Annotated in this window: 12 protein-coding genes; 7 read left to right on the forward strand and 5 right to left on the reverse strand. The window is 74.7% G+C overall.

Going from position 1 to position 12,473, the window contains the following annotated elements; translation table 11 throughout:
* Positions 1–7 precede the first annotated feature (7 nt).
* The 3 genes from GOBS_RS11860 (at position 8) to GOBS_RS11870 (ending at position 4,047) form a co-directional block, all read left to right on the forward strand.
* Positions 8–1,972, forward strand: a complete 1,965-nt coding sequence (locus GOBS_RS11860) for a 3-oxoacyl-ACP synthase III family protein (protein WP_012948530.1) — start codon at positions 8–10, stop codon at positions 1,970–1,972.
* A 71-nt stretch (positions 1,973–2,043) separates the two neighbouring features.
* Positions 2,044–2,841: an alpha/beta fold hydrolase gene (locus GOBS_RS11865; RefSeq protein WP_243697704.1), complete on the forward strand. Its 798-nt coding sequence runs from the start codon at positions 2,044–2,046 to the stop codon at positions 2,839–2,841.
* A 141-nt stretch (positions 2,842–2,982) separates the two neighbouring features.
* Positions 2,983–4,047 carry a DUF2332 domain-containing protein gene (locus GOBS_RS11870; RefSeq protein WP_012948532.1) on the forward strand — a complete coding sequence of 355 codons (1,065 nt, stop codon included), beginning with the start codon at positions 2,983–2,985 and terminating at the stop codon, positions 4,045–4,047.
* Between the two features lie 8 nt (positions 4,048–4,055).
* On the opposite strand, the gene GOBS_RS11875 is transcribed toward GOBS_RS11870, so the two are convergent.
* The 3 genes from GOBS_RS11875 to GOBS_RS11885 all read right to left on the reverse strand — a co-directional run bounded on the left by GOBS_RS11875 (position 4,056) and on the right by GOBS_RS11885 (position 7,450).
* A complete protein-coding gene (locus tag GOBS_RS11875; RefSeq protein ID WP_012948533.1) occupies positions 4,056–5,213 on the reverse strand; it encodes an RNA polymerase sigma factor in 1,158 nt (385 codons plus the stop codon).
* Between the two features lie 22 nt (positions 5,214–5,235).
* Positions 5,236–5,643: a YciI family protein gene (locus GOBS_RS11880; protein WP_012948534.1), complete on the reverse strand. Its 408-nt coding sequence runs from the start codon at positions 5,641–5,643 to the stop codon at positions 5,236–5,238.
* Positions 5,644–5,845: 202 nt separating this feature from the next.
* On the reverse strand, positions 5,846–7,450 hold the full coding sequence (locus GOBS_RS11885; RefSeq protein ID WP_166487360.1) for a PHA/PHB synthase family protein: 1,605 nt from the start codon (positions 7,448–7,450) through the stop codon (positions 5,846–5,848).
* 332 nt (positions 7,451–7,782) lie between these two features.
* Here GOBS_RS11885 and mscL point away from each other — a divergent pair, with 332 nt between their 5' ends.
* The 3 genes from mscL to GOBS_RS11900 all read left to right on the forward strand — a co-directional run bounded on the left by mscL (position 7,783) and on the right by GOBS_RS11900 (position 10,116).
* A complete protein-coding gene (gene mscL / locus GOBS_RS11890) occupies positions 7,783–8,193 on the forward strand; it encodes a large conductance mechanosensitive channel protein MscL (RefSeq protein ID WP_012948536.1) in 411 nt (136 codons plus the stop codon).
* A 142-nt stretch (positions 8,194–8,335) separates the two neighbouring features.
* Entirely contained in the window at positions 8,336–9,181 is an 846-nt protein-coding gene (locus GOBS_RS11895; RefSeq protein ID WP_012948537.1) for an MEDS domain-containing protein, read from the forward strand.
* Positions 9,178–10,116, forward strand: a complete 939-nt coding sequence (locus GOBS_RS11900) for a sensor histidine kinase (protein ID WP_012948538.1) — start codon at positions 9,178–9,180, stop codon at positions 10,114–10,116. Before GOBS_RS11895 ends, GOBS_RS11900 begins: the two co-directional genes overlap by 4 nt.
* Before the next feature lie 125 nt (positions 10,117–10,241).
* Here GOBS_RS11900 and GOBS_RS11905 read toward each other — a convergent pair whose 3' ends face one another.
* Both GOBS_RS11905 and GOBS_RS11910 read right to left on the reverse strand, forming a co-directional pair.
* The gene (locus GOBS_RS11905; RefSeq protein ID WP_012948539.1) at positions 10,242–10,751 is read right to left on the reverse strand and encodes a hypothetical protein; all 510 of its coding nucleotides are present in this window, start codon (positions 10,749–10,751) and stop codon (positions 10,242–10,244) included.
* Between the two features lie 55 nt (positions 10,752–10,806).
* Entirely contained in the window at positions 10,807–11,574 is a 768-nt protein-coding gene (locus GOBS_RS11910; RefSeq protein WP_012948540.1) for an IclR family transcriptional regulator, read from the reverse strand.
* 226 nt (positions 11,575–11,800) lie between these two features.
* On the opposite strand from GOBS_RS11910, the gene eda reads away from it, so the two are divergent.
* Entirely contained in the window at positions 11,801–12,472 is a 672-nt protein-coding gene (eda, locus tag GOBS_RS11915; RefSeq protein ID WP_012948541.1) for a bifunctional 4-hydroxy-2-oxoglutarate aldolase/2-dehydro-3-deoxy-phosphogluconate aldolase, read from the forward strand.
* Position 12,473 lies beyond the last annotated feature (1 nt).

A 12,473-nucleotide genomic window follows, 5' to 3' on the forward strand; every position in this document is an offset into this window, starting at 1 on the left:
GACTCTCGTGAACGCGTTCGTCCTGAACCAGCACGGCCGCATGGTGTTCCCCTCGAACATCATGCCCGAGCTGGACTTCTCCACCATGGAGACGCTCGAACAGCTCGACAGCGTCATCCGCCGGGACTTCGAGACCAAGGCCCCCAGTGGCACCGAGATCCTCGAGCGGGTGCGCACCGGGGCCTACGCCACCCGCTACGACCTGATGCGGGACCTCGCCCTGAACCTATTCTGGGCCAACCGCTTCTCGATCACCATGTACGACAAGCGGCCGACCCGCTGGGCCGACCTCCCGCGGACGCGGTCCGACGTCTTCCTGCCCGTCCTGGAGCCCTGGGAGGAGGGCGAGGCCAAGGTCACCGGGGTCCAGGAGGCCTATCCGCAGCTGCCGTCGAAGTGGAACGAGGGCTGCGAGGACCGCATCTTCGACATCCTCTTCGACGTCTTCGCCAACCGCCGGCACCACGCGTCCACGCTGCCGGCGGTCAAGCCCACGGTCGCGGAGTTCCTCGAGCAGCCGGGCAACCTCACCTTCCGGCTGCCGCACTACGACCCGGACTACCCGGTCTACGACTACACCGACATCCTCGACGTCTCCGAGGACGTCCCCGAGCTCGAGGCGCTGCACCGCTGGGCGATGGTGCTGCACAACCAGTACCCGTGGGAGCGGTCGCAGGTGGAACTGGCCTCGGTCGACCAGCTCCGGGACGACGACTGGGTGGTCGCCTTCCACCCGCGGGACAAGGAGGTGCGCGCCTTCCTGCGCCGGCTGCGCGCCGGCACCGGGCCCCGGCACGTCGCCGGGCCCCGCGAGTCCCGGCCGCCGGTGCGGCCCTACCCCGAGCTCGACGTGCGGCAGCGGTTCTCGGTGCAGCCGCGGATCGAGGCGCTGGCCGCGGTGCACGGTGACCAGGTCTGCAGCAACGACGACCTGATCCGCAACACCGCTTACAACTGGTCGCCGATGAGCGCCGACGAGATCTCCTCCAAGACCGGCATCGAGCAGCGCGAGTACAGCTCGCTGCCACTGGAGGAGCTGGCCCTGCAGGCCGCCGAGGCAGCGCTGGACAAGGCCGGGCGGCAGCCGGAGGAGATCGGCGGCGTCCTGGTCTGCACCTGCACCAGCTCCCGGCTGATCCCGTCGCTGGCCACCTACCTGTGCGGGCAGCTCGGGATGCACCAGGTGTACGCGGCCTACGACATCATCGCCGCCTGCGCCGGGATGCCCTACGGCGTCGCCGACGCCGTCCGGATGCTGCAGGAGGTCGAGCGGCCGGTCCTCGTCGTCTGCGTCGAGAAGTTCTCCGACAAGATCGGCAACGTCCGCACCTCGCGGATGATCTTCGGCGACGGGGCGGCCGCGCTGGTGGTGGGGCCGGCACCCGAGGGCACCGACGGCGACATCGACTACATGAAGACCTACGCCAGCGGCCCGGCCAGCGAGGTCAACTCGATCCTCTGGCCGAACCCCGAGTTCGACAACAACATCACCGTGTTCGGCCCGCAGGTGAAGGCGCTGGCCGGCCGCTACCTCTCGCAGATGATCGACGAGCTGGGCAAGCTGCCGGCACCCGACGGCCGGGACGGGTCGCTGATGGACGCCATCGACCTGATCGTGCCGCACCAGGCGAACAAGACGATGGTGATCGGGCTGGCCGAGCGCGCCGGGCTGACCGCCGACCAGCTGTACTTCAACATCGAGCAGGTCGGCAACACCTCGTCGGCCAGCATCCCGCTGGCCATCCACGACGCGGTGCGCGACGGGGTGATCACCGAGCCGGTGCGGGTCTTCGCGCCCGGGTTCGGTGCGGGCGCCGTGGCGGGGTACGCGGTGATGCGGGTCGACCCGGCGGTGGTCGCCGTCCAGACGACGTCCCAGCCGCACGAGCACGGCGAGATGCCCGCCCCGGCGCCGGCCGACGAGACGCCGTCCGAGTCGGCCTCGGAGGGGATGCGGGAGGCCTTTACCTGAGCACCCGCACGGTCCGCGGCGCGGACGGAACGCGGCTGCGCGCCTGGAGCAACGACGGGGACGGCGACCCGGTGCTGCTCTGCAACGGGCTCGGGGCGCCGACCGCGGCCTGGCCGCTCATCACCGGCCGGGACAGCGGGTTCCGGGTGGTCTCCTGGGCCCACCGCGGCCTGGCCGGCTCCGAGCGGCCGGCCGACCGGAGCCGGGTGCGCGTCGAGGACCACGCGGACGACGCCCGCGCGGTCCTCGACGCCTACGGCATGCCTTCGGCGACGGTCATCGGCTGGTCGCTGGGGGTCAACGTGGCCTTCGAGCTCGCGCTCGAGCAGTCCTCCCGCGTCCGGTCGCTGCTCGCCGTCGCCGGCGTGCCCGGCGGGAGCTTCTCCGCGATGTTCGCCCCCTTCGGCGTGCCGCGGCGGCTCCGGACCCCCGCGGGTCGGCTGAGCAGCCGGCTGCTGCCGGTCGTCGGCCCGCTGCTGCCGGTCCTCGTGGCCAGCCTGCCGCCGTTGCACGAGCTGCTGACGGCAGAGGGGGTCCGCGGCCCGGCGCGGGAGGCCGCCCACCCGGCCGCGCTGTACGCGGTGCTGCACGAGTTCTCCCGCCACGACTGGCGCTGGTACCGGCACCTGGCCCTGGCCGTCGCGGAGCACGCGCCGCTGGACGTCGCGCCGGTGCGCTGCCCGGTCGCCTTCGTGGCCGGCCGGTACGACACGCTCGTCGACCTGGCCGACGTGCGGGCGGCGGCACGGACGGTGCCGGACGCCCGGCTGCGCACGCTCGCCGGCACCCACTTCGTGCCGCTGCAGTACCCCGAGGTGATGGTCGAGGAGCTGCGGGCGCTCGTCGCGCGGGAGCCCGGCGGCCCCTAGTGTCCTGTCGGGTCGGAGCGCTCGCCGGCTGTGGAGGGAGCGGCAGCAGCCGGCGGGTCGGTCGAGGCTCCGGAGGGTCGGGGGTCGTCGCTCCCATGGCCGGCATCGTCGAGACCCCCGAGTCGAGGAGGCGCCGTCCCCGTGGGTAGGGCCCGCACGCTCGCCCAGGTGTATCGGCACTTCGGTGAGGTCGACGCCGCCGGGACCTCGCCGCTGTACGAGCGCGTCGCCGTCGCCCTGAGTGAGTCCGACGAGGCGCTGCGCGCCATCGAGGCGGCGCCGGCGCGCAAGCGGCACCCTCCGGTGGTCCTCGCCGCGCTGCACGACCTCGCCCTCGCCGGACGCGTCCCGGCGCTCGCCGCGGCCTACGCCGCTGCGGACGGCGACGCTGCCGCCCACGCGGCGATCGACACGCTGCTGCGGATGACCGACTCGGTCGTGGCCATCGCCGTGCGCCGGCAGCCGCAGACCTTCGATACCGGACGCTGCGCCGTGCTGTACCCGGCCGTCGCCGAGGCGGCGCGCCGGGTGGGCGCGGATGCGGTCGGGTTGATCGACGTGGGCTGTTCGGCCGGGCTCGACCTCCACGTCGATCGCGTCGGCATCACGTACAGCAACGGACAGCACCTGGGCGACCCGTCCTCTCCCGTGCAGCTGTCGTCCTCGATCGTCGGAGGCCGGCCCGTCCCGACGCGGGCGGTACCCGAGGTCGTCGCCCGCGTCGGCGTCGACCCCGATCCGGTCGACGTGACCGACACCGATGACGCCCGGTGGTTGCGCGCCTGCGTGTGGCCGGGTCTACCGGAGCGGCTCGCGAGTCTGGACGCGGCGATGGCGCTGGCGGCGACGGCCCCTCCGCTGCTGCTGCGAGGGGACGCCGTCGACGTCCTGCCCGACGCCTTCGCGCGTGTGCCCGCGGACGCCCTGCCCGTCGTCACCACGACGTGGGCGCTGTCGCACCTCCCGCTCGAGAGCCGCCTGCGCTTCCTGCACCGCGTCGGCGACGCGGCGGCCGGCCGGGTGGTGGCGTGGGTGTCGGCGGAGGGAGTCGGAGTCGCGCCGGCGATCCCGACGCTCGGTGACCGCCGCGCCTCCGGCCACAGCACCATCGGCCTGGCGGTGCTCGACCGGTCGGCGCTGCACGCCGAGGCCATCGGCCGCTGCTGGTCGCGGGGCCGCTTGCTGGCGTGGCTCGCAGATCCCTAGGTGTCCGGTCAGGTCGATCCGTCGACGACTCCTCCCTGCCTCAGTCGTGCGGCCTGCCGGGTGAGGTGGTCGCGCTCGGCCAGGTTCGACGCGGCCCGCGCCGCCGCGACGTAGAGGTCCGCCGCCTCCGCGAGCCGACCGGCCTTCTCGTGCAGGTACGCCGAGGCCGCGGTGTGGCGGGGCAGGCTCGGGTCGACCTCGGTCAGGGCGGCGAGCCCCGCCGGCGCGCCGTCCGCCTCCCCGACCGCCACGGAGCGGTTGAGCCGGGCCACGGCGGAGCCGGTGAGGGCCACCAGCTCGTCGTACCACTCCACGATCTGCACCCAGTCCGTCTCCTCGAACCGCCGCGCGTCGGCGTGCAGGGCGGCGATCGCCGCCTGGGCCTGGTACTCGCCGAGCCGGTCCCGGGCGAGCGCGGCCTGCAGGACCTGCACGCCCTCGGCGATCAGCGCGGTGTCCCACCGGGACCGGTCCTGCTCGGCGAGCGGGACCAGCCGGCCGGCGGAGTCGGTGCGCGCGGCGCGGCGCGCGTGGTGCACCAGCATCAGCGCGAGCAGGCCGGCGACCTCGGGGTCGTCGGCCGCCGAAGCCAGCTGCCGGGTCGCCCGGACCGCCTCGGTGGCGAGGTCGACCTCGCCGGAGTGGCCCTCGTTGTAGATCAGGTAGAGCACCCGCAGCACCGTCGGCAGATCGCCCGGCCGGTCCAGCGACACCTCCGCGACGCGCCGCTTGGCCCGGCTGATCCGCTGGGCCATCGTCGGCTCGGGCACGAGGTAGGCCTCGGCGATCTGCCGGGTGGTGAGCCCGCCGACGGCGCGCAGCGTGAGCGCCACTGCCGAGCTCGGCGTCAACGACGGGTGCGCGCACAGGAAGTACAGGCGCAGGGTGTCGTCGACCTCGGTCACGGGTCCCTGCGGCGGCTCCAGGTCGACGGCGACCTCGCGACCGTGGCGGGCGTGCTCGGACCGGCACAGGTCGAGGTACTTGCGCCACGACACCGTGACCAGCCATCCCTTGGCGTCCCGCGGTGGGTCCCTCGGCCACGTCGCGATGGCCTTGACGAGCGCGTCCTGGACGGCGTCCTCGGCCGACGCAAAGTCCGCTCCGCGCCGGCCGAGGACGCCGATCACCTCGGGGATCAGCTCCCGCAGCCTCGCCTCGTCCACACCGGCGCCCCGGCCCGGCCGGTCACTTGGTGTCGCTGGGCGGGAAGCTGAGGAAGGGCCGGACCTCGAGCCACTCGTGGATCGGCTCCCCGCCGGCTCCGGGAGCGGCAGACAGCTCCCCGGCCAGCTCGACGGCGCGGTCCCAGGAGTCGACGTCGATGGCGTACCAGCCGGCGATCAGGTCCTTGGTCTCCGGGAACGGACCGTCGGTGACCGGCGGCCGCCCCTCGCCGTCGAACCGGACGAACGCACCCTCGGGCGCGAGCGCCTGTCCGTCGACGAACTCGCCGGATTCGCTCAGCCGCTCCGCGAAGTCCTGCATGTACGCCATGTGGGCGTCGATCTCCGCCGGCGTCCACCGGTCCATCGGCACGTCGTTCACCGCCGCCGGTGCGCCCCGGTAGTGCTTGAGCAGCAGGTACCTGGCCATGGGATCTCCCTCGTACGGTGCGGCCCGTCTCGGCCGCCTCACACCAGGGACGGAGCCGACGAGGCCTTCTCGACACCACCGGACGCCGGGCCGTTCCGCCGGGCGACCCGCGCCGCCGGGAGGCGCCCGACGGGCAGGCGCGGAGCACACCGATGAGGGCGCCGACGGGGCGTTCGGCGTGCGCCGCCGGGCGGGAGTCGTCCTAGGCCGGGGCGGGGACGCGGTCCCGGACGTAGGAGCCGGGGGCCGGTTCCAGCACCGGGTGCTGCGCGCTGCCCGGCGACTCCGGTGCGGGCACCTCGTCGCCGGAGCGCTCGATCGCCCACTCCGACCACGGCTCCCACCAGCTGCCGGTGTGCTCCTCGGCCGCCGCGCGCCAGGCGTGCGGGTCCGGACCGGGTTCCCCGCCGGTCCAGTACTTCGCGCGGGGGTTGCCCGGGGGGTTGACCAGGCTCTGGATGTGGCCGCTGTGGCTGAGCACGAAGGTGCTCGGCCCCGACAGCAGCTGGGTGGTCCGGTAGCAGCCGTGCCACGGGGTGATGTGGTCGGTGAGCGCACCGGTGACGAACGTGGGGAGGGTGATCCGGCTCAGGTGGACCGGCGTCCCCAGCACTCGCAGCGCCCCCGGCTTGACCAGAGCGTTGTTCCCGAAGATGTCGAGGAACTGCTCGTGCAACCGGGCGGGCAGGTTCGTCCCGTCCGCGTTCCAGGCGAGGATGTCGAACGCGGGCGGGTCCTCGCCCATCAGCCACTGCTGCACCAGGTAGTTGAAGATCAGGTCGTCCGGGCGCATCCAGGTGAACATCGACCCCATCTGCCGGGCGCTGATGACGCCGCGCCGGCGGGAGTTGCGCCGGGCGACCTCCAGCATCCGCGGCCCGGAGAAGGCGCCGAGCGGGGCCTGGCTGGAGAAGTCGAGCAGGGTCACCGCGTAGCCCGCGGCGTGCACCCGGTCGTCGCCGGTCGCGGCCAGGTGGTTCAGCGCCGTCGTCATGATCTGGCCGCCGGCGCACAGGCCCAGGGTGGTGACGTCGGGGGAGCCGGTGACCTCGCGCGCCACGTCGACGGCGGTGACGACGCCCTGCGCGTACTCGTCGAGGCCCCACTCGGACTGCTCCCGCGTGGGGTTGCGCCAGCTGATCATGAAGACCTGCAGGCCCCGGCTGACCGCGTACTCGACGAGGCTGCGACCCGGGCGCAGGTCGAGGAAGTAGAAGCGCCCGATGGGCGGGGGCACGATGACCAGGGGCCGCTGCCGGACGCGCGGCGTCGACGGGGCGTACTGGATGACCTCGATGACCTCGTCCCGGTGCACGACGGCGCCAGGGGTGATGCCGAGGTCCTCGCCCACGGTGAAGGCGCTGCGATCCACCTGGCGGGGCAGCCCGCCGTTGCGCACGAGGTCGTGGAGCGCGTTCCGGAGCCCGCGGACGACGCTGACGCCGGCGGTGTCGAACGCCCGCTTGAGCGCGGCCGGGTTGCCCAGCAGGGTGTTCGTGGGCGCCGCAGCGCTGGTGAGCGCGTTGAGCACGAAGCGCACCTGCTCGACCTCGCGCCAGTCGGCGCCGCCGGCCTCGAAGTCCGCCACCAGGCGGTCGAGGGACGCCGCTGCCGCGACGTAGGACTGGGCGAGCCGGCGGTAGCCCGGGTGCAGCGTCCAGGCCGGGTCGGCGAACCGCTTGTCCTTCGGCGCGGGCGCGATCTCGTCGGTGCCGCGGACGATGCGCAGGGTGTCCCGCGCGAGCCGGACGGCCTCCCGCGCCACCGGCCCGGGCTGGGTGAAGGTCGCGACCAGCCCCTGGGCCATGCCCCGCGGGGAGGGGAGCCCGACCGGCTCACCACCCTCGACGGGAGTCGGCGCTCCGGGTTCCTCCGGCGCGGGCCGGACGTGGGCTGTGGGGCGGGGCCGGCCGGATGAGCGCGGGCGGGGCGGGGTCGTCGGCTGGGTCGTCACGGTGCCTCCGTTGTGAGCTCGGTCACACGTTCATCGACCGTAGCCCCCGATCCCGCGAGTCGGGTAGCTCCGCGACCGTCACCACTGGGCGGTCGCCTGCTCCGTGGTCGCTCCCGATCCGCGCCGGACCTGCGGCCGCCGTCCGCGGGCCCTAGGCTGCGGCCGTCGGCCGGGCTGGAGGACTCGTGCGTACGCTGCTCACCAACTTCCGCAACTTCGCCTTCTCGGGCAGCCTCGTCGACCTGGCCGTCGGTCTGGCGATCGGAGCCGCCTTCGCGGCGGTGGTCGAGTCGCTGGTCGGCGACGTCATCCTGCCGCTGGTGGCGGCGATCTTCGGGGCGCCGAACTTCGACGTCCTGGTACTGACGGTGAACGGCGCGCAGATCCGCTACGGCTCCTTCCTGACCGCGCTGGTCTCCTTCCTGCTCCTGGCGCTGACGATCATGTTGCTCGTGCAGGCGATCCGCCGGGCGACCGGCCGGGAGACGGCCGGTGCCCAGGGCAGCAGGGAGTGCGACCACTGCAGGAGCTTCATCCCGGTGGACGCCTCGGTCTGCATGTTCTGCACCCGAGACGTCCAGCCCCTCGCTTCCTGACCTGCTGGGGGCCGACCGTCCCGGCCACCGGGCCTCGTGCCCTGGGGTGGGGGCGGCAGGCGATCGGCCGACCACTGGTCCTGGTCCCTCGGGCCCGCAGGCTCCCTCGCACGAGCGCGGACGCGGCGGTAGCGTCGCCGGGGTGACGGCCCTGCGGAAGCTGGAGGCGCCCACGGGGTTGCGCCCCGGCGACCACGTCTGCTGGACGTTCGCCGACGCAGCGGACTTCTCGGCCGCCGTCCTGCCCTTCCTCGACGAGGGGCGACGGCGCGGCGAGCAGCTGCTGCTCATCGGGTCGTCGCAACCGGAGCTGCTGCGGATCCTCGCGCCGCTGCCGGGACGGGACGACCTGCTCGCCAGCGGGCAGCTGAAGGTGCAGAGCACTGCCGGGGTGTACGCCTCCGGCGGCACGCTCCTCCCGACCGAGCAGGTGGCGGCCTACCGGAGCCTGGTCGGGAAGGCCCTGGAGCGCGGCCGCACCGGCCTCCGGGTCGCCGCCGACGTCACCCCGCTGGCCCGCCCGGAGCCCGACGCGCGGCGCCAGCTGCACGTCTACGAGCAGCTGGCCGACGCCATGATGGGCGCCGTCCCGATGACCGCGCTGTGCCTCTACGACGCGTCGCTGGGGGCGGAGGTCCTCGGCCCGGTCGCCCTGCTGCACCCCGACCAGCACTCCGGTGAGCAGGAGCCCCTCGCCCACCTGTCCGGGCGGAGCCCGTCGCTGTCGCTGCACGGCGAGGTCGACGTCACCCAGGCCGGCGGCCTGTTCCGTGCACTGGTCGACGTCGCCGGCGGCACCCCCGGGGAGGTCGTGCTCGACCTCTCGGACCTCCGGTTCCTCGACGTGGCGGGCGCCCGCGCCCTGGCCCGGGCTGCCGACGTGCTGCGCGGATCGGGCGTGCAGCTGCGGCTGGTGCGGGTCCCGCGGGTGGCCGCCCGCTGTCTGGGACTGTTCGGCTTGAGCGGTGGGGGCACGGTGCCGGCGTGAGCGGAGTCCGCGCGACCGGCGACTGGGACGGCACGGGCCTCGCCCACGAGGGCTTCGCGTTCGGCACCGACCAGGAGCTCGTCGAGCGGGTGGTCCCGTTCGCGGTGGAGGGGCTGTCCCGCGGGGAGCCGGTGCTCGTGGTCGCCGGCGAGCGGGTCCGGACGCTGCTCGCGCAGGAGCTGGGCCGGGACGTGGGTCGGCTGGCGGCGTTCACCGCCGCGGACACCTGGTGGCAGGGCGGGCACCGCACGCTGCACGCCTACGACCGGGACCTCCGGGCCCTGCACGCCGTGGCGCCCCACTGGCGGCTCGCCGCCGAGCCGACCTGGCTGGCCCGCGACGACGGGCAGGAGTGGAGCCGGTTCGAGGCCGTCGCCAACCGCTGCTACGCCTCCCTGCCGTACTACAGCCTGTGCCTGCACGACCGGCGCCGGCTGCCGGCGTCGGTCCTCGACGCGGTGGCGCGCACGCACCCGCTGACCTGGGGTGGCTCCGCACCGGTCCCGGAGCCGGCGTACGAGGACCCGGAGCGGTTCCTCCGGTCGGTTCACCCGGCCTGGTCCCCGCGGCCGGCGCGGGCCACCGTCGCGGCGCTGACCACGCCGCGGGAGGCGCGCCGGGCCGTGTCCGCGGCGGCGCTCGACTGGTGGCCGGCGCGCGCGGGCGAGGTCGTCCAGGCCGCCCACGAGCTGGTGGTCAACGCGCTGCGCGTGGCCGCCTTCGCCGAGGTGTCGTCCTGGACCGACGGGGACCGGCTCGTCGTCGAGGTCGCCGATTCCGGACCCGGCCTCCCCGACGAGACCCTCGGCTACGTCCCGCCTCCCGACGGACCCGACGGCGCCCGGGGGATGTGGCTGGCGTGGAGCCTGGCCGACGACGCGGCGGTCGACTCCCACCCCGCGGGCACCGCCATCAGGCTGTTCTTCCACCGCTGAGCGCAGCAGCAGGTCGGGGGCTGTCCCGTGACGGTCGGCAGGGACCGTGGACCGAGGGCGGCGACGTCGGGGACCTGGCGGCTCGGGCCCGCTGACGGGGAGGCCGCGGAGGCGGCTGCCGGGGGTCAGACGAGGACGCGGCGTCCGGAACGGGTGTCGGCGGCCTCGGCGGCGAGCAGGATCCGGCGGGCCGGGCGGTAGCGGCCCTCGCGCAGGCTGCGTGCCTTCTCGGGGGCGACCCGGGCCAGCTCGGCGCTGGCGGCGAGGTGGTGCGCGTTGTCGGCCAGCATCACCAGGCGGCCCAGCGGGTGGGCGGCGCACCGGCGGATCAGGCCGGCGATGTAGGGCTCGCCCGGGCGCCGGGTGACCGCGTCGACCGCCTCGACGACGACCTCGGGGACGCCGAGGGCGCGGAGCCGGTCGAGGTCGTAGCGGCGGGTGGGGTCGGGGTGGTCGCGGGTGTCCTCGACGACGTCCCGGAGGGCGCCGGCCATCTCCGCGTCCGGGCCGTAGCGGCGCAGGGCCTCGGCGACCGGCCGCAGCTGCGCGAGGTAGTGGTCACGGCCCCGCTCGTCGACCTGCCCCTGGTGTGCGTGCAGGGCGAGCAGGTGCGCGTCGGGAACGGTGAACCCCACGCGCCCGAGGCTAGGCCGTGGGGGAGCCGCGAGCGCAGACCCGGTCGGGAGCGGCTCAGGACGTCGCCAGCGACCGCGCGCAGTGCAGCAGCGCGGGCACGTGGCCCAGCAGCCGCTCGCGGTCGGTGAGGAAGGTGACCGTCGAGATGCTCACCGCGCGCAGCGGGTGCCCGAGGGTCTCCGGCACCACCGCGGCCAGGCAGCGGATGTGCTCCTCGTTCTCCTCGTCGTCGACCGCGTACCCGCGCTCCCGGATCAGGCGCAGCTCGGCCCGGAGGGCCGCGGGCTCGGTGAGGGTCCCCGGCGTCCGGCGCGGCAGTCCCGCCGCCAGGACCGCCGTCACCTGGGCGTCGGGCAGGTGCGCCAACAGCGCCTTGCCCATGCCCGTGCAGTGCAGCGGGGCCGTCGCGCCGACCCGTGACCGCATGACGAACTGGTCGTGGCCGTCGAGCTTGTGGGTGTAGACGACGTGGTCCTCGACGAGGACGCCGGCGTGCACGGTGTGCCCCACCGCGTTCCGGAGCCTGGTGAGGGAGTGCTCCACGGAGGTGCCGGGCGACGCCATCGCGGCGAAGGCGTGCGCCTGCGGCCCGAGGGAGTAGCGCCCGCCCTCGTGGGCGCGGACCCAGGCCAGCGCACGCAGCCCGGCGAGGACCCGGTGCGCCGTCGGCTTGGAGATGCCGCAGCGACGGGCCAGCTCGGCCAGTTGTACTGCGCCGCCGTCCTCGGCGAGGGCCTGCAGGACGACGAGCGCCTTCGCGGTGCTCCCCGGGGCCGGGCTGCTGGCCGCCGTCCCGGACTCGGTGGCTGACGGCTCGGGCATCGCGCTCCCGTCCTGCCGGGGTGGGCGTCCGGAGCAGGGGACCGAGGGGCAACCGGTGCTTGACGGTCCGGTGTGACGCCGCTTACCCTGCTCACTCAGTCGGAACAGCGTTTCGTATTCCGGAACGTAGCGCCGCTCGAACGGGCCGTCAAGGTCGACACCGGCAGTCGTCGTCCGGCACGCGGCGAGCGACTCCACGACCGCCCGTCCGTCGCCAGGGGGGACAGTGAGCAGCTCGGCACCCGACGACGGCCCACGGGTCGCCCTCGAGCGGGCCCGCCTCGTCCCGGTCGTGGTCCTGGACGACGCGGCCGACGCCGGACCGCTGGCCGACGCGCTCGTGGCCGGAGGGCTGCCGGTCGCCGAGGTCACCTTCCGCACCCCGGCGGCGGCTGACGCGATCCGGGCGATGGCCGACCGGGGGGACCTCCTGCTCGGTGCCGGCACCGTCCTCACTCCGGCCCAGGTCGACCAGGCCGTCGCCGCCGGAGCCGGGTACGTCGTCTCCCCGGGTCTGAGCCGGGCCGTGGTCGAACGGTGCGCCGAGCGCGGCGTGCTCGCGCTGCCCGGCGCCGTCACGGCGACCGAGGTCCAGGCGGCCCTGGAGCTCGGCCTCACGGCGGTGAAGTTCTTCCCGGCCGGCACGTCGGGCGGCGCGCGGGCCATCGCCGCGCTGGCGGCACCGTTCGCCGGCGTGCGGTTCGTCCCGACGGGCGGGATCGGGCCGGCGGACCTGGCCGACTACCTGTGCACCGACGCGGTCGTCGCGGTCGGCGGCTCCTGGATGGTGCCCCGCGACCGGATCAGGTCCGGGGACTTCGCGACCGTCCGCCGGCTGACCGCCGAGGCGGTGGCCTTGGTGCGGCCGGACCCGGGCCGGGCGGCCGGCGCTCGATGAG

It is taken from the genome of Geodermatophilus obscurus DSM 43160, from assembly GCF_000025345.1.
GTDB lineage: Bacteria > Actinomycetota > Actinomycetes > Mycobacteriales > Geodermatophilaceae > Geodermatophilus > Geodermatophilus obscurus.

What these genes read in the sequence shown, in the direction of transcription:
- GOBS_RS11880 (WP_012948534.1), bottom strand. Translation starts at nt 5,643, where the DNA reads ATGGCCAGGTACCTGCTGCTCAAGCACTACCGGGGCGCACCGGCGGCG.
- GOBS_RS11885 (WP_166487360.1), bottom strand. Translation starts at nt 7,450, where the DNA reads ATGGCCCAGGGGCTGGTCGCGACCTTCACCCAGCCCGGGCCGGTGGCG.
- GOBS_RS11910 (WP_012948540.1), bottom strand. Translation starts at nt 11,574, where the DNA reads ATGCCCGAGCCGTCAGCCACCGAGTCCGGGACGGCGGCCAGCAGCCCG.